Origin of the sequence: Streptomyces sp. V3I7 (assembly GCF_030817495.1) — a bacterium.
Classification (GTDB): Bacteria; Actinomycetota; Actinomycetes; order Streptomycetales; family Streptomycetaceae; genus Streptomyces.
This window is the reverse complement of sequence record NZ_JAUSZK010000001.1, coordinates 2,304,693-2,323,290: the sequence shown is the minus strand read 5'-3', so window position 1 is coordinate 2,323,290 and position 18,598 is coordinate 2,304,693. Positions and strand designations below refer to the sequence as shown.

Below are 18,598 nucleotides of genomic sequence, written 5' to 3'. Positions count from 1 at the left end.
TACGGGGCGGGGCGGGGCGTCAGTCGCGGGCCCGGCCGCGGGCGCGCTGCCAGGCGTAGCCGGCGGCGGAGAGCAGCAGCATCATCGCGCCGGTGGAGTACAGCTGGACCCGGGTGTCCGGCTGGCGGGCCATCAGGAAGAAGACCCCGGCCATGCCGGCCAGCGCCGCCCACGTCAGCACCGGGAACGCCCACATCCGCACCGCGAGCTTCTCCGGCGACTCCCGCTCCAGGCGGCGGCGCAGGCGCAGTTGCGAGATCGCGATGACGATCCAGACGACGAGGGTGACCGCGCCGATCATGTTCAGCAGCCAGGGGAAGACGTCCTGCGGCCGCCAGTAGCTGAGCACCACACAGCCGAACCCGAAGACGCAGGACACGAGCACCGCGGCGCGCGGCACGCCCGAGGACACCTTGGCCAGCGCCTTCGGCCCCTGGCCCCGCTCCACCAGGGAGTAGAGGATGCGCGAGCCGCCGTAGACGTTGGCGTTCATCGCCGACAGCAGGGCCAGCAGGACCACGACGTTCATGAGCTGGCCGGCGCCCGGGATGCCCAGCTGGTCGAGGGCGGCGACGTACGGGCCCTTCGTCACGACCTCCTTGGAGTCCCACGGGACGAGCGTGACGACGACCGCCATCGAGCCGACGTAGAACAGCGCGATCCGCCACATCGCCGTGCGCGCGGCCCGGGCCACGCCCTGCACCGGGTTGTCCGACTCCGCGGCCGCGATGGTGACCGTCTCCAGGCCGCCGTAGGAGAAGACGGAGGCGAGCAGGCCGATGACCAGGCCCTGACTGCCGTGGGGCAGGAAGTCGGTCAGGTTGGAGGCGCCGGGCGCCTCGGTGCCCGGCAGGACCCCGGCGACGGCCAGCACGCCGAGCGCGAGGAACAGCACGATGGCACCGACCTTGAGCGCGGCGAACCAGAACTCGAACTCGCCGAAGTTGCGCACCGCCGCCAGGTTCGTGCCGCAGAAGACGACCACGAAGAGCGCCACCCAGGCCCACTCGGGCGTGCCGGGCAGCCAGCCGCTGACGATGTGCGCGGCGCCGATGCCCTCCAGGCCGACCACGGTGCACTGGAGCACCCAGAACGACCAGCCGGTGGCGAAGCCCGCCCATGGGCCGATCGCCCGCCCGGCGTGCGCGGAGAAGGAGCCCGTCGAGGGGTACGCGGCCGACATCTCGCCGAGCATCCGCATCACCAGCATCACCAGGAGGCCGGAGAGGGCGTAGGCGACGACGATCGACGGACCGGCGGCGGCGATGCCCGCGCCGGACCCGACGAACAGGCCCGCGCCGATCACGCCGCCGAGGGCCATCATCGACAGATGGCGCTGCTTGAGGCCGGAAGAGAGGCCGGAAGAAAGAGAGACGCCGTCCCGCGCTTGCGGGGGCGTCCCGGTATCCGTGGTGGGGGTGCTGTTGGGCATGGGGAGGCTGGTCCAGTGCGTGAGGCGGGGAAGGACGGGCGTAAAGCCTATTTGGAGGCTACCTACAGAGCCCTTGTCCCCGCGATGAAGGGACGAAGGCCACCCACCCGCAGTGACGGGGATCACCTCGCACCCGGTGTCACCTGTCCCCTTTGTATGGAGCCGACCAAGCCGTCGCCGTCGCCTTTGTCGAGCACAGACGGTGATCGCGCCGAACCCCCCGGTATAGCGTCACGGTGTCCCACTGTGTCCACACCCGCGGAGACCTCATGAGCACCGCTACCGCAGCCACCACCGCTCGCCCCGGTGAAGTCCTCGCCGACCTGATTCCGGCCTCGCGCGTGCGCGAGGCCGCCCTCGTGCTCGGCGGCGCCGCGCTCACCGGACTCGCGGCCCAGATCGCCGTCCCGGTGCCCGGTTCCCCGGTGCCGGTGACCGGCCAGACCTTCGCGGCCCTGCTCGTGGGCACCGCGCTCGGCGCCCGCCGCGGCTTCCTCTCTTTCGCGCTGTACGCCCTCGCGGGCATCGCCGGCCTGCCCTGGTTCGCGGGCGGCACCTCCGGCGCGGGCGGCGCGTCCTTCGGCTACATCCTCGGCATGCTGCTCGCCTCCACCCTCGTCGGCGCCCTGGCCCGGCGCGGCGCCGACCGCTCCGTGCTGCGCATGGCGGGCACGATGCTGCTGGGCGAGGCGGTCATCTACGCCGTCGGCGTCCCGTACCTGGCCATCGCCACCGGCATGTCGGCGACCGCGGCGATCGCGGCGGGCCTGACCCCGTTCCTCATCGGCGACGCCCTCAAGGCGATCCTGGCGATGGGCGCCCTGCCCACGGCCTGGAAGCTCGCCGGCAAGCGCTGACGCGCCACACGAAGGAAGGAGGGGAGGGAGCCCGCAACGGGCTCCCTCCCCTCCTTCCTTCGTGTGTCAGGTGAACGGCTAGCCGACGGACACCTTGTCCGCCTCCGCCTCCGGCGCGGCCGGGACCTCGGCGGGCTTGCGCGCGTCCAGGACCTTCTGCTTGACCACGGCGATCAGCACCACGAGCGCGGCGACGCCGAGCGACAGCTCCACGGTGACACGTCCGCTGCTCTCGCCCTCGGTGTCGGTGAGCATGTAGCCCAGGACGAAGACGATCAGCGCGGCCGTGGCCCAGGTCAGGTAGGGGTACAGCCACATCTTCACGACGAGCTTCTCCGGCGCCTCGCGCTGGATGATCTTCCGCATCCGCAGCTGCGAGAAGCAGATCACCAGCCAGACGAACAGGGCGACCGCACCGCTGGAGTTGACCAGGAAGAGGAAGACCGAGTCCGGGAACTTGTAGTTGAAGAAGACGGCGACGAAGCCGAAGAGGACGGAGGCGATGATCGCCGCCATCGGCACACCGCGCGAGGTGGTCTTCGCGAACGCCTTCGGCGCGTCGCCGCGCTGGCCCAGCGAGAAGGCCATGCGGGAGGCCGTGTAGAGGCCGGAGTTGAGGCAGGACAGCACCGAGGTCAGCACGATGAAGTTCATGATCTGACCGGCGTGCGGGATGCCGAGCGAGCCCAGCGCGGCGACGTACGAGCCGTCCTTCGCGATGGACGGGTCGTTCCACGGCAGCAGCGAGACGACCACGAGGATCGAGCCCAGGTAGAAGACGCCGATCCGCCAGATGATGCTGTTGGTCGACTTGGTGACCGCACGCTGCGGGTCCTCGGACTCGCCCGCGGCCAGGGTGGCGATCTCACTGCCCATGAAGGAGAAGACGACCAGCAGCACGCCGGTGAGGATCGCGCCCGGTCCGTGCGGCAGGAAGCCGCCGTGCGCGGTGAGGTTGCTCAGGCCGGCCTTGTCGCTGTCGACGCCCGGCAGCACACCGAAGACCGCGAGCGCGCCGATGACGATGAACGCGCCGATCGCCACGACCTTGATGCCGGCGAACCAGAACTCGAACTCGCCGTAGGAGCCGACCGAGACCAGGTTGGTGGCCGTCAGGACGGCCATCACGAGCAGGGCCCAGCCCCACTGCGGGACCCCGGGGATCCAGCCGTGCAGGATCTTGGCACCCGCGGTCGCCTCGACGGCGAGAACGACGACCCAGAAGAACCAGTACAGCCAGCCGATCGAGAACCCGGCCCAGCGGCCGAGGGCCCGGTCCGCGTGTGCGGAGAAGGAGCCTGAGGTCGGGTTGGCGGCGGACATCTCGCCGAGCATGCGCATCACCAGCACCACGAGCGTGCCGACGAGGGCGTACGAGAGCAGGATGCCGGGGCCCGCCGTGGCGATGCCGGTGCTGGAGCCGACGAAGAGGCCGGCGCCGATCACACCACCGATGGCGATCATCGACAGATGTCGGTTCTTGAGGCCTGCCTGAAGTCCGGAACCAGGGGTCATGGACGGATTTCCTTTGCGCCGGGGGCTTGGCCCGTACGAGCGGGGGTCGCCGTTGTACGGCGGTGTACGGGTCCTGGTACGCAGGGCGTGGCGCCCGGCGTACGCGGTGGTTCAGTGAATCCGAGGCGAACGGATCCGGGAACCTCTGATTCCGGATTGTTACTTCACCTTCCCGGCAAGTTCTATGGCGGAACTCACATATCGCCCCCCGGACTCGCGGCTGCCGCCCTCCATGTGCCGTGTCACACTCGGATCATGCGCGTGTACCTCGGCTCCGACCATGCGGGCTTCGAACTCAAGAACCACCTCGTCGAGTGGCTGAAGGCCGCCGGGCACGAGCCCGTCGACTGCGGCCCGCACATCTACGACGCCCAGGACGACTACCCGCCGTTCTGCCTCCGCGCCGCGGAGCGCACGGCCGCGGACCCCGACTCCCTCGGCATCGTGATCGGCGGCTCCGGCAACGGAGAGCAGATCGCCGCCAACAAGGTCAAGGGCGTCCGTGCCGCCCTCGCCTGGAGCGAGGAGACGGCGGCGCTCGGCCGCCAGCACAACGACGCCAACGTCGTGGCCGTGGGCGCGCGCATGCACACCACGGAGGAGGCGACCAAGTTCGTCGAGACCTTCCTCGGCACGCCCTTCTCCGGCGACGAGCGCCACATCCGCCGCATCGAGATGCTCGCGGACTACGAGACGACGGGCGCGCTGCCCCCCATCCCGGCGCACCACCCGCAGCAGGACTGACCGCCGCCGGGGACTGGAAGGGCGAGCGCCGTGCCAGAGGGGCACACCATCCACCGGCTGGCCTCGGACTACGCCGACCGCTTCGCCGGTACGGCTGCCCGTGTCACCAGTCCCCAGGGCAAGTTCTCCGCCGCCGCGGTCCTGCTCGACGGCGCGGAGCTCACCCGGACCGAGGCCCACGGCAAGCACCTCTTCCTCGGCTTCCGGGACGGCGAGTGGGTGCACATCCACCTCGGCCTCTTCGGCAAGGTCGGCTTCGGCGACGCCCCCGCGCCGCCGCCCACCGACACCGTCCGCCTCCGGCTCGCCAACACCACGTCGTACGTCGACCTGCGCGGCCCCACCACCTGCGCCCTGATCACGGACGCCGACAAGCGCGCGGTCCACGACCGCCTCGGCCCCGACCCACTGCGCCCCGACCCCGACCCGGCGGCCGCCTACGCCAGGATCCGCCGCAGCCGTACGTCGATCGCCGCCCTGCTCATGGACCAGAAGGTCATCGCGGGCGTCGGCAACGTCTACCGCGCCGAGGTCCTCTTCCGGCACGGCATCGACCCGTACCGTCCCGGCCGGGACATCAGCCCCGCCGAGTGGGACGCGATCTGGGCCGACCTGGCCCTGCTCATGCGTGAGGGCGTCCGCCTCAACCGGATCGACACCGTCCGCCCCGAGCACACGCCGGAGGCGATGGGACGCCCGCCGCGCGTCGACGACCACGGCGGCGAGGTGTACGTCTACCGCCGGGCCACGCTGCCCTGCCATCTGTGCGGCACCGAGATCCGCACCGCGGGCCTCGCCGCCCGCAACCTCTTCTGGTGCCCGGCCTGCCAGAAGGGCTGACGCCCCGGCAATCCCCGAGAAACCCCTAGGGCCTGTCGTTTGGATCATCCCGGCGTCGCGGGGTCTGGCACGCACATCTGCCGCGTTGTCGTCGGTTGCCAACTCCCCCACGCTCGGCTCCGCTCGCGCGGGGGGACCCCCATCGCGTTGACGCCCTCCTCCGCCTTGCAGCTGCACGCACCAGACCCCGCTCGGGTCGGTCGAGAAGTACCGCACCTCACAGCCGGCCTGATCCAAACGACAGACCCTAGAAGCCGTGCGGCAGCCAGGGCGCCACCGGCGAACCGAACGCCACCGACGCCTCCGCCAGCGCCCCCGGCCGCAGCTCCCGCACCAGTCCGGCACGAGCCAGCGACAGCAGCGACACCCCGCCGAGGTAGGCCGTGCCCAACTCCCGTACGGACAGGGCGAGATCGGCCGCCTCCTCGGTACGCCCGCACGACGCGCCCTTGGTGTCGCCGCTCAGCCGCCAACGCCCCGTGTTCCAGGGGCAGAAGGCGTCCTCCACCTCCAACACGACGTCCACCGGCGCCTGGTAGGTACGCGCCTGAAGCGCCGCGCCCACGTCAACGAGCCGCAGATGACAGTCGTCCCGCAGCGTCGGCCGGCAGCGCCGGATGTCGGAGACCAGGTACTGCCAGGCGTCGTCCACCGGCCGCCCGCGCACCGTCAGCGTCGACATCAGGTCGATGCCGCACAGGAACCCCCACAGCGCGGCGTCCGACGCCGGGTCCAGCGCGGCCAGTTCCTCCAGGGTCACCGTGCCGTCGTGCCCGCTCGCGCCCCAGCCGAGCCGGGTGCGGTAGCGGGCGTACCCGGTGACCGCGCCGTCCCGCTCGGCCAGCACGCACTGCAACGGTGACGCCCCGCCCCGGCGGCTCTCCGGGTCGTTCAGCCCGACCCGCTCCCAGCCCGGCTGCCGGGCCAGCATCCCCGGCCGGCGCGGCACCAGGGCGGCGTACACCGCCTCACACTCATCGAGGACGTCGGCGGGCGCCGCGTACCTCAGGCGTACGTCGTCGGTGCCGGCGGGCCGGGCCAGGGTCACCCGGCTCGTGTCGATCTCGGCGCCGAGCCGGTAGGTCGCGGCGCCGTAGCCGAAGCGGCCGTAGATCGCGGGCTCGGAGGCGGTCAGCACCGCGAGCGGCTCACCCCAGCCGCGTACGTCGTCGAGCTGACGCCGCATCATCGAGGTCAGCACCCCGCGCCGCCGGTGCGTGGCGGCCACGCTGACCATCGTGACCCCGGCCGCGGGCACCAGGGCGCCGCCCGGCACGGTCATCCGGAATCCGAAGGCGCCCGCCGTCCCCACGCACACGTCCCCGTCCCAGACGGCCAGGGTACGGTCGAACTCGGTGAGTGAGCGGTCGAGTTCACGCTCCTCGGGGGAGCCCGGACCGCCGCCGAAGGCACGGACCAGGTTCTCGTACCAGCGGTCCCACTCCTCGGGCCGCAGCACCCGCGGCCCGGTCCCGTGCTCAGTCGCCATGCGCCATGCCTATCAGCGCCTGTGGAGCGGAGCCAGCGAATTTCCGCCGGACGGCAGCGCGAGGGTGCCACGTGAAGTTCACTGTGAAGTCCGCACCGCACGGGGGACAAGTGGGACCTCCCGTGCCAAGCGGCCGGTCCGATGGATAGGGTCCCGAACTAATGGCAGCAGCACGAGAACGGCGCGGGAAGGCCGAGACGTTCACGGCCCGGTGGAAGATGCAGTGGCACCGGGCCCGCGTCGGCGTGCGCAGAAGCGCCGTGGACTACTTCCGCGGCGACGGCTCGGACTGGATCGCCCTGACCGGCCTGCTGCTCATGATCCCGGTGCTGGCGGCCGTGACCCTCGCCGACCCGGTGTGGTGCGCACCGGCCACGCTGGTGCTGCCGGTCGTCGCCGGCGGGCTGCTGCTGCGCCCGGCCAGCCTGCTCGGGCTGTACGCGACGGCGGCGACCGCGCTGATCGTGGAGTCGGTCCAACTCGGCCCGTACACCGAGGGTCCCGCCCGGGTGACGCCCGGTGTGGTCCTGGTGGTCGCCGCCTGTGGCCTCTTCGGGCTGCTCACCGCCCAGTTCCGCAGCCGCGTCGGTGTGCCCTGGCGGCGCGGCGGCACCATGCTCTTCGACCTGCGCGAGCGGATCCGCGTACAGAGCGAACTGCCCACGCTGCCGCGGGGCTGGCACCGCGAGATGGCGCTCAGGCCCGCGGGCGGCCAGTCCTTCTCCGGCGACTTCGTGGTCGCGGCCCGGACCAACGGCGGCCGCACGCTGGAGGTCGTCCTCACCGACGTCTCCGGCAAGGGCATGGACGCGGGCTCGCGGGCGCTGCTGCTGTCGGGCGCGTTCGGCGGCCTGCTGGGCTCGCTGCCCCCGCACGCGTTCCTGCCGGCCGCCAACGGCTACCTGCTCCGCCAGGACTGGGACGAGGGCTTCGCCACCTCGATCCACCTCGTCCTCGACCTCGACTCCGGGGACTACGAGCTCTACACCGCCGGCCATCCGCCGGGTCTCCAGCTGAACGCGGGCAGCGGCCGCTGGGAGGAGAAGGCCGCCGAGGGCCCGCTGCTCGGCGTGTACGACGGCGCCCAGTTCGACCCGGTCAAGGGCTCGCTGCGCCCCGGCGACGTCCTGATGCTGTTCACGGACGGCCTGGTGGAGACATCCGACCGCGACATCGTCGAGGGCATCGACCGGCTCACCGGGGAGGCCGACCGGTACGTCGCCGGCGGCTTCGCGGGCGCCGCCTGGCATCTGATCGAGGCGGTCGCCAAGGACGTCAACGACGACCGGGCACTGCTGCTGATCTGCCGCGAGGGCCCGTCGGCCGCGATCGTGCGCTGATCCCGAGCCGTTCGCACGCCACACTGGGGCGATGACCGAGAAGCCCCGGCTGACCCTGGCCGAGATCGAGGCCCTCGCCCGCGCCGCCCATGCCGGGCAGACGGACAAGGCGGCCCGCCCGTACGCCGAGCATCTTCAGGCCGTCGCGGAGGGCGTGCGCGCCCGCGGCGGCGACGCGGAGCAGATCGCGGCGGCCTGGCTGCACGACGCCGTCGAGGACGACGCGCTCACCGAGGAGTGGCTCGGCCGGGCCGCCCTGAGCCGGCGCACGAAGGACATCGTCCTCGCTCTCACCAAGCGGCCGGGGGAGGAGCCGGAGGCGTACGCGCGCCGCATCCTCGCCGTCCCGGGCGCGCTGCTGGTGAAGGAGGCCGACCTGGCGCACAACGCCGACCCCGCGCGCCTGGCGGTCCTGGAAGCCCCCGTAAGAACGCGATTGGCCGAGAAGTACACGCGGATGCGTGCACTTCTCGGCCTCCCTGTCTGAGCCGTACGTCCCGGTCCGGACCGGACGCGGGGGGTTACGCGCTGACGGTCTCCCGTACCGCGCTCGTCTGCTTCTCCCGCATCTCGCGCTTCTCTCGCTCGCGGGCGATCTCGACGGGGTCCTTCTTGAACGCCCAGTCCATCTTCGGCTCCATCGCGAACCGGAACACGCGCTGCACGGGCGAGGTGCACAGCAGGGTGACCGCGGCGGCCGCGAGGACGGTCGTCAGGACGATGCCGAAGTGGGTGTGCAGCCAGGGGTGGTCGAACCAGCCCTGGTACTCGCCGGCCTTCCGCAGGAAGCCGTGCAGCAGGTAGCCGTAGAGCGTGCCCGCGCCCAGCGCCGTGAACCACATCTTGCGGCCCGGCACCCAGGCGAAGAAGCAGGCGGTCAGCACCACGGAGCAACCGAAGAGGGCCAGCGTCATGATCGGACCGGTCCACCAGGGCGCCCCCAGCTCCGGCGCCGAGTCACGGCGGTAGAACCAGGCGGTGGTCATCCGCGGCGCCGCCCAGTAGGCGAACACCAGCGCGGCGGCGAACACCGGCACCGCGGCGATCCGCATCGAGCGGCGGCGCACCAGCTTGAAGTGCTCGGGCTTGAGGCACAGGCCCAGAACGAAGCACGGCAGGAACTGCAGGACCCGCTGCATGTCCAGGTCGTTGCCGACGCCCGGGCAGACGGTGCCCAGCATGGCGATGCCGAGCGCGAGCGGCAGCGGCCAGCGCACGACCTTCAGGATCGGCGTGATCAGCCGCCAGACGAACAGCGCGCACAGGAACCACGTCAGGTACATGGGGTCCAGCAGCGTCAGGTGCTGGCCCGGGTCCGGCGCCCCGAAGCGCTGGAACAGCGAGTACGCCGCCTCGAAGATCAGGTACGGCACCGCCACGCCGGTGATCAGCCGCTTGAGCCGGTCCGGCCGCATGTCGAAGCTGCGGGAGAAGTAGCCGGAGATGATTATGAACGCCGGCATGTGGAAGGTGTACACCACGTCGTACGCGGCCCTGAGGGCGCGGCTGTCGCCCTTCAGCGGCTCCCAGAAGTGGCCGACGGCCACGAGCACGATCGCCAGGTACTTGGCGTTGTCGAAGAAGGCGTCGCGCTGCTTGCCCGGTCTGTCCGGCTGTGGCACTCGCTTCTGCGTACTCAGCGGGGTACGCGGGGAGGGCACTCCGTCGGCCGGCTGCTGCGCCGGTGGGAGTGGACTTCGGTTCTGGCCGGGGGACGAGGCGGCTTCAAACATCTCAGGCACCCTAGCGTCGCCCTGAGGATTTGGGAAAACCTCCGACGTCATTCCAGGTTTAAGGTCCGGGATCACCCGGAAATTCGATGAAGTCGGGATCTCTGCATATGTGAGGGTCGGCACATCACGGGCCATCACGGGTCGTACAGCGCCCTCGATGTACCGATCTATCCGGACTAATTGGTGCATAAGGTGGCGCCCCGCGCCGTCAATTCGAATTACCTGCGAACAGGTTGTGTGGACACGGAAACGAAGTCACACAATTCCCGACCGTGATCCCTGTGGGTGGGTCCTCGAATTTCCTTGCGGCGCACGGCGGTTGGCGCCCGGCGCGCCGCGGCGCCCCAACCGATGGCCAACGATCTGTCACGGGCCGCATACAGCAGCCGAGTTGGTGGCACGATGACTCTGGCGGGGGCGCGGTGGTGCGCCTCAGGGCCGGGAGAGCGGACCGACCGAGGGTGTGATCAGTGTGGCCATTTCACTGTCCGTGGTGCTGCTGTTGGCGATCATCCTTGTGGTGCTGATCCGAGGGGGGAGCATCAAGGCCGGCCCGGCGATCGTCGCGGTGCTCTTCGGGTTCTTCCTCGCTTCGACCGGCATGGCCCCGTCCATCAACCGGTTCATGAACTCCATAGCCGAGACGATCAATTCGATCAGCTTCTGAGCGATGAGTGATCGAAGATGATCGAAATGCGGAAGGACCCGGTTCGCAGATGAACCGGGCCCCTCGGCCGTACAGAGCGGGCGACGGGAATCGAACCCGCGTAGCTAGTTTGGAAGACTAGGGCTCTACCATTGAGCTACGCCCGCATGCGGCGTACCGGCAGGTCGCGTGACCGCGGCACACGACGCATCGTAGCGGGTCGCGGGCGCTCGCCGCACACCCCGGTTCCCGGCTCGCCGCACCGCGGCTCTCACGGCCCCGGGAAAGCGGCGGCCGCACCGTCTGCGGGCATGTACCCTACGTGTCGCACCAGACGGGGTGTGGCGCAGCTTGGTAGCGCGTCCGCTTTGGGAGCGGAAGGCCGTGGGTTCAAATCCCGCCACCCCGACCACCGGCTGACAAGGCTCGTCAAGGTCGCCTTTTGGGGCGCCGACCCGCTCCGGTTACTATGCAGGTTGCGCGCCCGTGTGTCCTGGCCCACTCGGCCTACGAACTCCTCCGGGCGGCGAGATCCGCCGGACCTGTCTGGCTCCGGCGAAACCAAGCAGTCAGCCACAAGGAGACCGAACCGTGAAGAGCGCCGTGGAGACCCTGAACCCGACCCGGGTTCGGCTCACTGTCGAGGTGCCCTTCGAGGAGCTCAAGGACAGCCTCGACGCGGCGTACAAGAAGATCAACCAGCAGGTCACGGTGAAGGGCTTCCGCAAGGGCAAGATCCCCGCCCGGGTCATCGACCAGCGGTTCGGTCGTGGCGCCGTGCTCGAGGAGGCCGTCAACGACGCGCTTCCGAAGTTCTACACCGAGGCGGTCAACGAGGCCGAGCTCAGCCCGCTGGGTCAGCCCGACGTCGACATCACCGAGCTGAAGGACGGCGAGACGCTGAACTTCACCGCCGAGGTCGACATCCGCCCGGCCGTCGAGATCCCGGACTTCTCCGGTATCGAGGTCGAGGTCGACGCCGTCGAGGTCACCGACGAGGACATCGAGAAGTCGGTCGAGCAGCTCCGCGAGCGCTTCGCGTCCACCTCCCCGGTGGAGCGCGCCGCCGAGGACGGCGACGTCGTCACGATCGACCTGGAGGCCAAGGTCGACGGCGAGGTCCTCGAGGACGGTGTCGCCCAGGGCGTCACCTACACCATCGGCTCCGGGGAGCTGCTGGACGGCATCGACGAGGCCGTGAAGGGCCTGGAGGCCGGCGCCGAGGCGACTTTCACCTCCGAGCTGAAGGGCGGCTCCGCGGTCGGCAAGGAGGCCGAGGTCACCGTCAAGGTCACCCAGGTCGCCGCGCGCGAACTGCCGGAGCTGGACGACGACTTCGCGCAGCTCGCCTCCGAGTTCGACACCCTCGACGAGCTCAAGGCCGACAGCCGCAAGCGCCTCGCCGACATGAAGCAGTACGACCAGGCCACGCAGGCCCAGGAGCGCGTGCTGGACAAGCTGCTCGAGCTGGTCGAGGTCCCCGTCCCCGAGAAGCTCCTCGAGGACGAGGTCAACACCCGTAAGCACAACCTCGAGCACCACCAGCTCGGCCGCATGGGTCTGGACCTCGACAAGTACCTGGAGATCCAGGGCAAGTCCGCCGAGGAGTTCGACACCGAGACCCGCGACGCCGCGGTCAAGGGCATCAAGACCCAGTTTGTCCTCGACGAGCTGGTCAAGAAGGAGAACCTGAACGTCAACCAGGAGGAGCTCACCGAGCACCTCATGCGGCGTGCGGCCTCCTCCGGCATGTCCCCCGACCAGTTCGCCCAGGCCGTCGTCGAGGGCGGCCAGGTTCCGCTCCTCGTCGGCGAGGTCGCCCGCGGCAAGGCCCTGGCCCTCGTGGTCGAGGCCGCCACGGTCAAGGACACCAACGGCGAGGTCGTCGACCTGTCCGACGAGGACGAGGCCGAGACCACCACGGAGACGGTCGAGACCGTCGAGACGGTCGAGGCCACCGAGGACAAGCCGGAGGCCTGAGCCTCCCGCTCCCCTCTGAGCGTCTGGAACGGGCCCCGGTGTCTTGATACCGGGGCCCGTTCGACGTACGCAGGCGCAGCCAACCCAAAGGGACGCGAGGAACTGCGCGACCAGCCCCCACGCACCCGCAAGCCCGACAATCACCCGTCCCACCCCTCACGATCCGAACCCGCCCCCACCGCGGAGCGCTACGCCCCGGGCGAACACCCCCATCACCGGGATTCCCCGAAGGGACCAGCGCGTTAGGGTCCATGAATACGGGGGCAAGGGGACTGGAGTCCCCGCAAGCCCCCGGACGGGAACACGTGAGACGGCCCGGCGCCGTCGTAAGACGAGCAGGTGGATACGTGACGAATCTGATGCCCTCAGCCGCCGGCGAGCCTTCCATCGGTGGTGGCCTCGGCGACCAGGTCTACAACCGGCTGCTCAACGAGCGGATCATCTTCCTCGGCCAGCAGGTCGACGACGACATCGCCAACAAGATCACCGCGCAGCTGCTGCTCCTTGCCGCCGACCCGGACAAGGACATCTACCTCTACATCAACAGCCCCGGCGGCTCGGTGACGGCTGGCATGGCGATCTACGACACCATGCAGTACATCCCGAACGACGTGGTCACGATCGCCATGGGCATGGCGGCCTCGATGGGCCAGTTCCTGCTCACGGGGGGCGCCGCCGGCAAGCGCTTCGCGCTGCCGCACGCGGACATCATGATGCACCAGGGCTCCGCGGGCCTCGGCGGTACGGTCTCGGACATCAAGATCCAGGCCGAGTACCTGCTGCGCACCAAGAAGCGCATGGCCGAGCTCACCGCGGAGCACTCGGGCCAGACCGTGGAGACGATCGTCCGCGACGGCGACCGCGACCGCTGGTTCACCCCGGAAGAGGCCAAGGAGTACGGTCTCATTGACGAGATCATCACGCACGCCTCGGGTGTTCCGGGAGGCGGCGGCACCGGTGCCTGACCGGCCCGGCCGCGCCACGCACCGCCACGCCCCCAGCCCCTTGAACGCCACCAGGACGGTGAACACGCACATGAGCAACTTCCCCGGCGCCGCCAGCGGCCTGTACGACGGGCCGCGGCCCGAGAGCCGTTACGTCATCCCGCGCTTCGTCGAGCGCACCTCCCAGGGCGTCCGCGAGTACGACCCGTACGCGAAGCTCTTCGAGGAGCGCGTGATCTTCCTCGGCGTCCAGATCGACGACGCCTCCGCCAACGACGTCATGGCGCAGCTGCTGTGCCTGGAGTCGATGGACCCCGACCGGGACATCTCGATCTACATCAACAGCCCCGGCGGCGACATGACCGCCCTCACGGCGATCTACGACACGATGCAGTTCGTGAAGCCCGACATCCAGACGGTGTGCATGGGCCAGGCCGCCTCGGCCGCGGCCATCCTGCTCGCCGCCGGTACGCCGGGCAAGCGCATGGCGCTGCCGAACTCCCGCGTGCTCATCCACCAGCCGGCCGGCTCCACCGGCCGCGGGCAGCTCTCCGACCTGGAGATCATCGCCAACGAGTTCACCCGGATGCGTACGCAGCTGGAGGAGATGCTGGCCAAGCACTCCAACCAGCCGATCGAGAAGGTCCGCGAGGACATCGAGCGCGACAAGATCCTCACGGCCGAGGAGGCGCTCCAGTACGGCCTCGTCGACCAGATCATCTCCACCCGGAAGATGAACAACGAATCCGTCCGCTGACGGTGGGGGAGTCCCCCGTATGGCCGAGGCCGTCCGCCCGGGGGCGGGAAGCAGCCTCTGCCGCCCTTGGCACGGTTTGACCCCGTGCGCGACAAGGTCCACGTCAAAGTGAACCGTGCCAAGGGGGGCCCGAACGGGGGGCCTGGCAAGGTACCGTCGGACATAAGGCAGCACCAGGAGTCGTTGGACCTGTGACGTCCAGGCGGCTCCCAGGCGAAGGGGAAGCACACCGTGGCACGCATCGGTGACGGCGGCGATCTGCTCAAGTGCTCGTTCTGCGGCAAGAGCCAGAAGCAGGTCAAGAAGCTCATCGCAGGGCCCGGTGTGTACATCTGCGACGAGTGCATCGACCTCTGCAACGAGATCATCGAGGAGGAGCTCGCCGAGACGAGCGAGGTGCGCTGGGAGGAACTCCCCAAGCCCCGCGAGATCTACGAGTTCCTCGAGGGTTACGTGGTGGGCCAGGAGCCCGCCAAGAAGGCCCTCTCGGTCGCGGTGTACAACCACTACAAGCGCGTCCAGGCCGGCGAGAACGGCGGCGCCCAAAGCCGCGAGGACGCCATCGAGTTGGCGAAGTCCAACATCCTCCTGCTCGGTCCCACGGGCTCCGGCAAGACGCTCCTCGCGCAGACCCTCGCCCGCATGCTGAACGTCCCCTTCGCCATCGCGGACGCGACCGCGCTGACGGAGGCCGGATACGTCGGCGAGGACGTCGAGAACATCCTCCTGAAGCTGATCCAGGCGGCCGACTACGACGTCAAGAAGGCCGAGACCGGGATCATCTACATCGACGAGATCGACAAGGTCGCGCGCAAGAGCGAGAACCCCTCCATCACGCGGGACGTGAGCGGCGAGGGCGTCCAGCAGGCGCTGCTGAAGATCCTGGAGGGCACCACCGCCTCGGTCCCGCCGCAGGGCGGCCGCAAGCACCCCCACCAGGAGTTCATCCAGATCGACACGACGAACGTCCTGTTCATCGTGGGCGGCGCCTTCGCCGGACTGGACAAGATCATCGAGTCCCGGGCCGGCGCCAAGGGCATCGGCTTCGGCGCGACGATCCGCTCCAAGCGCGAGCTGGAGGAGAAGGACATCTTCGAGGACGTCATGCCGGAGGACCTGGTCAAGTTCGGCATGATCCCCGAGTTCATCGGCCGCCTCCCCGTGATCACGTCGGTGCACAACCTCGACCGCGAGGCCCTGCTCCAGATCCTGGTCGAGCCGCGCAACGCCCTCGTCAAGCAGTACCAGCGCCTGTTCGAACTCGACGGCGTGGAGCTGGACTTCGAGCGCGAGGCCCTGGAGGCCATCGCCGACCAGGCCATCCTCCGCCAGACCGGCGCGCGCGGCCTGCGCGCCATCATGGAGGAGGTCCTGATGTCGGTGATGTACGAGGTCCCGTCCCGCAAGGACGTGGCCCGCGTCGTCATCACCGCGGACGTCGTTCACTCGAACGTGAACCCCACGCTCATCCCGCGCGATGCGCGCGGCCGCGGATCCGGCGAACAGAAGACGGCCTAGCCCGTATCACCGAGAACATCGAGGGCGCCCGGCGGATCGCCGCCGGGCGCCCTTTCGCCGTCGCGGGAGAAACGGGTTTCGAGGCACGGAGGTGACCCCTCTAAACTGACCCCCGTGACCGAGAACGCTCAGCAGCAGCCAACCGCGCCCGAGACCGAACTGCCGACCCAGTACGCGCCGGCCGACGTAGAGGGGCCGCTGTACGAGCGCTGGGTGGAGCGGGGTTACTTCGAGGCGGACGAGAAGAGCGACAAGCCTCCGTACACCGTCGTCATCCCGCCGCCGAACGTCACCGGCAGCCTCCACCTGGGCCACGCCTTCGAGCACACGCTCATCGACGCCCTGACCCGCCGCAAGCGCATGCAGGGCTTCGAGACCCTGTGGCAGCCCGGCATGGACCACGCGGGCATCGCCACCCAGAACGTCGTCGAGCGCGAGCTCGGCAAGGAGGGCAAGTCCCGCCACGACCTGGGCCGTGAGGCCTTCGTCGACCGCGTCTGGCAGTGGAAGTCCGAGTCCGGCGGCCAGATCAGCGGCCAGATGCGCCGCCTCGGCGACGGCGTCGCCTGGTCCCGTGAGCGCTTCACCATGGACGAGGGCCTCTCCCAGGCCGTCCAGACCATCTTCAAGCGCCTGTACGACGACGAGCTGATCTACCGCGCCGAGCGCATCATCAACTGGTGCCCGCGCTGCCTCACCGCGATCTCCGACATCGAGGTCGAGTACCAGGACGACGACGGCGAGCTCGTCTCCATGACGTACGGGGAGGGCGACGAGACGATCGTCGTCGCCACCACCCGCGCCGAGACGATGCTCGGCGACACGGCCGTCGCGGTCCACCCCGAGGACGAGCGCTACAAGCACCTCGTCGGCAAGCTCATCAGGCTCCCGCTGACCGACCGCTCCATCCCGGTCGTCGCCGACGAGCACGTCGACCCCGAGTTCGGCACCGGCGCGGTCAAGGTCACCCCGGCCCACGACCCGAACGACTTCGAGATCGGCCAGCGGCACGACCTGCCGTCCATCACCGTCATGGACGAGCACGCCGTCATCACCGCCCACGGCCCCTTCCAGGGCCTGGACCGCCTCGAGGCCCGCTCCGCCATCGTCGCCGCCCTGCGCGCCGAGGGCCGGATCGTCGCCGAGAAGCGCCCCTACGTCCACTCCGTCGGCCACTGCTCGCGCTGCAAGACCACCATCGAGCCGCGCCTGTCGATGCAGTGGTGGGTCAAGGTCGGCCCGCTCGCCCAGGCCGCCGGTGACGCGGTCCGCGACGGCAAGGTCAAGATCCACCCGCAGGAGATGGAGAAGCGCTACTTCGACTGGGTCGACAACCTCCACGACTGGTGCATCTCACGGCAGTTGTGGTGGGGCCACCGCATCCCGGTCTGGTACGGCCCCGAGGGCGAAGTCGTCTGCGTCGGCCCCGGCGAGGAGCCCCCCACCGGCGAGGGCTGGCACCAGGACACCGACGTCCTCGACACCTGGTTCTCCTCCGGCCTGTGGCCCTTCTCCACGATGGGCTGGCCCGAACAGACCGAGTCACTCGCGAAGTTCTATCCGAACTCCGTCCTGGTCACCGGCTACGACATCCTCTTCTTCTGGGTCGCCCGGATGATGATGTTCGGCCTGTACGCGATGGACGGCACCCCGCCGTTCCACACCATCGCCCTGCACGGCATGGTCCGCGACCAGTTCGGCAAGAAGATGTCGAAGTCCTTCGGCAACGCGGTCAACCCGCTGGACTGGATGGACAAGTACGGCTCCGACGCCCTCCGCTTCACCCTCGCCCGCGGCGCCAACCCCGGCGTCGACGTCCCGATCGGCGAGGACTGGGTCCAGGGCTCGCGCAACTTCGCCAACAAGATCTGGAACGCCACCCGCTTCGCGCTGATGAACGGCGCGACGGTGGAGGGCCCGCTGCCGGACGCCTCGAAGATGTCGGCGACCGACCGCTGGATCCTCTCCCGCCTGAACTCGGTCGTCGCCGAAGTCGACGCGTACTACGAGGACTTCCAGTTCGCGAAGCTCTCCGACGCCCTCTTCCACTTCGCGTGGGACGAGGTCTTCGACTGGTACGTCGAGCTGTCCAAGACGACGTTCCAGGCGGGCGGCGAGCCGGCCGAGGTCAGCAAGCGCGTCCTCGGCGAGGTCCTCGACGTCACGCTGAAGCTGCTGCACCCGGTGGTCCCGTTCGTCACGGAGACCCTGTGGACCACGCTGACCGGCGGCGAGTCCCTGGTCATCGCCGACTGGCCGACCGACTCCGGCTTCCGTGACGCCGCGGCCGAGCAGGAGATCGAGTCCCTCCAGTCCGTCATCACCGAGGTGCGCCGCTTCCGCGCCGACCAGGGCCTGCAGCCCGGCCAGCGCGTCCCGGCCCGCCTCACGCTCGACGGCACGGCCCTCGCCCCGCACGAGGCCGCCATCCGCCAGCTGCTGCGCCTGCAGCCCGAGGGCGAGTCCTTCACGGCGACGGCCACCCTCCCGGTCGCCGGCGCCGAGGTCGCCCTCGACCTCTCCGGCACCATCGACGTCGCCGCCGAGCGCAAGCGCCTGGCGAAGGACCTCGCGGCCGCCGAGAAGGAGAAGGCCCAGGCAGGCGCCAAGCTCGGCAACGAGGCCTTCCTGGCCAAGGCCCCGGAGAACGTGGTCGACAAGATCCGCGGCCGCCTCGCCAAGGCGGACGAGGACATCACCCGAATCCAGGCCCAGCTGGACAGGCTGCCGCAGGCGTAAGGGTTTGCACGCAGGTTGAAGGCCCCGGTGCGTAACAGGCACCGGGGCCTTCGCCTTCCTCAGG

General features: G+C 69.8%; 15 protein-coding genes and 2 tRNA genes. 12 read left to right on the top strand and 5 right to left on the bottom strand.

What is annotated here, in order from left to right; all coding sequences use genetic code 11:
* Positions 1-19: 19 nt before the first annotated feature.
* Positions 20-1,432, bottom strand: a complete 1,413-nt coding sequence (locus QFZ74_RS10825; RefSeq protein ID WP_307620596.1) for an amino acid permease — start codon at positions 1,430-1,432, stop codon at positions 20-22.
* Positions 1,433-1,701: 269 nt separating this feature from the next.
* Between QFZ74_RS10825 and QFZ74_RS10820 the strand changes: the two genes are divergently transcribed.
* A complete protein-coding gene (locus tag QFZ74_RS10820) occupies positions 1,702-2,289 on the top strand; it encodes a biotin transporter BioY (RefSeq protein WP_307620594.1) in 588 nt (195 codons plus the stop codon).
* Between the two features lie 78 nt (positions 2,290-2,367).
* Here the strand turns inward: QFZ74_RS10820 and QFZ74_RS10815 are convergent, their stop codons facing one another.
* Entirely contained in the window at positions 2,368-3,804 is a 1,437-nt protein-coding gene (locus QFZ74_RS10815) for an amino acid permease (RefSeq protein ID WP_307620593.1), read from the bottom strand.
* A 255-nt stretch (positions 3,805-4,059) separates the two neighbouring features.
* On the opposite strand from QFZ74_RS10815, the gene QFZ74_RS10810 reads away from it, so the two are divergent.
* Positions 4,060-4,548 carry a ribose-5-phosphate isomerase gene (locus QFZ74_RS10810; protein ID WP_307620592.1) on the top strand — a complete coding sequence of 163 codons (489 nt, stop codon included), beginning with the start codon at positions 4,060-4,062 and terminating at the stop codon, positions 4,546-4,548.
* Between the two features lie 30 nt (positions 4,549-4,578).
* Positions 4,579-5,388, top strand: coding sequence for an Fpg/Nei family DNA glycosylase (locus QFZ74_RS10805; RefSeq protein ID WP_307620591.1), 810 nt, complete (start codon positions 4,579-4,581; stop codon positions 5,386-5,388).
* Between the two features lie 247 nt (positions 5,389-5,635).
* On the opposite strand, the gene QFZ74_RS10800 is transcribed toward QFZ74_RS10805, so the two are convergent.
* On the bottom strand, positions 5,636-6,877 hold the full coding sequence (locus QFZ74_RS10800) for a GNAT family N-acetyltransferase (protein ID WP_307620590.1): 1,242 nt from the start codon (positions 6,875-6,877) through the stop codon (positions 5,636-5,638).
* Positions 6,878-7,038: 161 nt separating this feature from the next.
* On the opposite strand from QFZ74_RS10800, the gene QFZ74_RS10795 reads away from it, so the two are divergent.
* Positions 7,039-8,217, top strand: a complete 1,179-nt coding sequence (locus QFZ74_RS10795) for a PP2C family protein-serine/threonine phosphatase (RefSeq protein ID WP_307620589.1) — start codon at positions 7,039-7,041, stop codon at positions 8,215-8,217.
* A 31-nt stretch (positions 8,218-8,248) separates the two neighbouring features.
* A complete protein-coding gene (locus tag QFZ74_RS10790; protein ID WP_307620588.1) occupies positions 8,249-8,704 on the top strand; it encodes an HD domain-containing protein in 456 nt (151 codons plus the stop codon).
* A gap of 34 nt (positions 8,705-8,738) precedes the next feature.
* Here the strand turns inward: QFZ74_RS10790 and QFZ74_RS10785 are convergent, their stop codons facing one another.
* Positions 8,739-9,878 (bottom strand): acyltransferase family protein, encoded by a 1,140-nt coding sequence (locus tag QFZ74_RS10785; RefSeq protein WP_307624109.1) that lies wholly within the window; start codon positions 9,876-9,878, stop codon positions 8,739-8,741.
* Positions 9,879-10,422: 544 nt separating this feature from the next.
* Between QFZ74_RS10785 and QFZ74_RS10780 the strand changes: the two genes are divergently transcribed.
* Positions 10,423-10,617, top strand: a complete 195-nt coding sequence (locus tag QFZ74_RS10780; RefSeq protein ID WP_307620587.1) for a hypothetical protein — start codon at positions 10,423-10,425, stop codon at positions 10,615-10,617.
* Positions 10,618-10,692: 75 nt separating this feature from the next.
* Here the strand turns inward: QFZ74_RS10780 and QFZ74_RS10775 are convergent.
* Positions 10,693-10,763: transfer RNA gene (locus QFZ74_RS10775), tRNA-Gly, on the bottom strand.
* 168 nt (positions 10,764-10,931) lie between these two features.
* On the opposite strand from QFZ74_RS10775, the gene QFZ74_RS10770 reads away from it, so the two are divergent.
* From QFZ74_RS10770 to QFZ74_RS10745, 6 genes are all read left to right on the top strand, one after another.
* A tRNA-Pro gene (locus tag QFZ74_RS10770) sits at positions 10,932-11,008 on the top strand.
* 179 nt (positions 11,009-11,187) lie between these two features.
* Positions 11,188-12,576, top strand: coding sequence for a trigger factor (gene tig, locus QFZ74_RS10765; protein WP_307620586.1), 1,389 nt, complete (start codon positions 11,188-11,190; stop codon positions 12,574-12,576).
* A gap of 359 nt (positions 12,577-12,935) precedes the next feature.
* On the top strand, positions 12,936-13,541 hold the full coding sequence (locus tag QFZ74_RS10760) for an ATP-dependent Clp protease proteolytic subunit (protein ID WP_307624108.1): 606 nt from the start codon (positions 12,936-12,938) through the stop codon (positions 13,539-13,541).
* A gap of 70 nt (positions 13,542-13,611) precedes the next feature.
* A complete protein-coding gene (locus QFZ74_RS10755; protein ID WP_307620585.1) occupies positions 13,612-14,277 on the top strand; it encodes an ATP-dependent Clp protease proteolytic subunit in 666 nt (221 codons plus the stop codon).
* Between the two features lie 231 nt (positions 14,278-14,508).
* Positions 14,509-15,795, top strand: coding sequence for an ATP-dependent Clp protease ATP-binding subunit ClpX (gene clpX / locus QFZ74_RS10750; RefSeq protein WP_307620584.1), 1,287 nt, complete (start codon positions 14,509-14,511; stop codon positions 15,793-15,795).
* Positions 15,796-15,909: 114 nt separating this feature from the next.
* Positions 15,910-18,534: a valine--tRNA ligase gene (locus tag QFZ74_RS10745; protein WP_307620582.1), complete on the top strand. Its 2,625-nt coding sequence runs from the start codon at positions 15,910-15,912 to the stop codon at positions 18,532-18,534.
* Positions 18,535-18,598: the final 64 nt, after the last annotated feature.

What these genes read in the sequence shown, in the direction of transcription:
- QFZ74_RS10820 (WP_307620594.1), top strand. Translation starts at nt 1,702, where the DNA reads ATGAGCACCGCTACCGCAGCCACCACCGCTCGCCCCGGTGAAGTCCTC.
- QFZ74_RS10755 (WP_307620585.1), top strand. Translation starts at nt 13,612, where the DNA reads ATGAGCAACTTCCCCGGCGCCGCCAGCGGCCTGTACGACGGGCCGCGG.
- QFZ74_RS10795 (WP_307620589.1), top strand. Translation starts at nt 7,039, where the DNA reads ATGGCAGCAGCACGAGAACGGCGCGGGAAGGCCGAGACGTTCACGGCC.
- QFZ74_RS10815 (WP_307620593.1), bottom strand. Translation starts at nt 3,804, where the DNA reads ATGACCCCTGGTTCCGGACTTCAGGCAGGCCTCAAGAACCGACATCTG.
- QFZ74_RS10825 (WP_307620596.1), bottom strand. Translation starts at nt 1,432, where the DNA reads ATGCCCAACAGCACCCCCACCACGGATACCGGGACGCCCCCGCAAGCG.
- QFZ74_RS10790 (WP_307620588.1), top strand. Translation starts at nt 8,249, where the DNA reads ATGACCGAGAAGCCCCGGCTGACCCTGGCCGAGATCGAGGCCCTCGCC.
- QFZ74_RS10810 (WP_307620592.1), top strand. Translation starts at nt 4,060, where the DNA reads ATGCGCGTGTACCTCGGCTCCGACCATGCGGGCTTCGAACTCAAGAAC.
- QFZ74_RS10800 (WP_307620590.1), bottom strand. Translation starts at nt 6,877, where the DNA reads ATGGCGACTGAGCACGGGACCGGGCCGCGGGTGCTGCGGCCCGAGGAG.
- QFZ74_RS10760 (WP_307624108.1), top strand. Translation starts at nt 12,936, where the DNA reads ATGCCCTCAGCCGCCGGCGAGCCTTCCATCGGTGGTGGCCTCGGCGAC.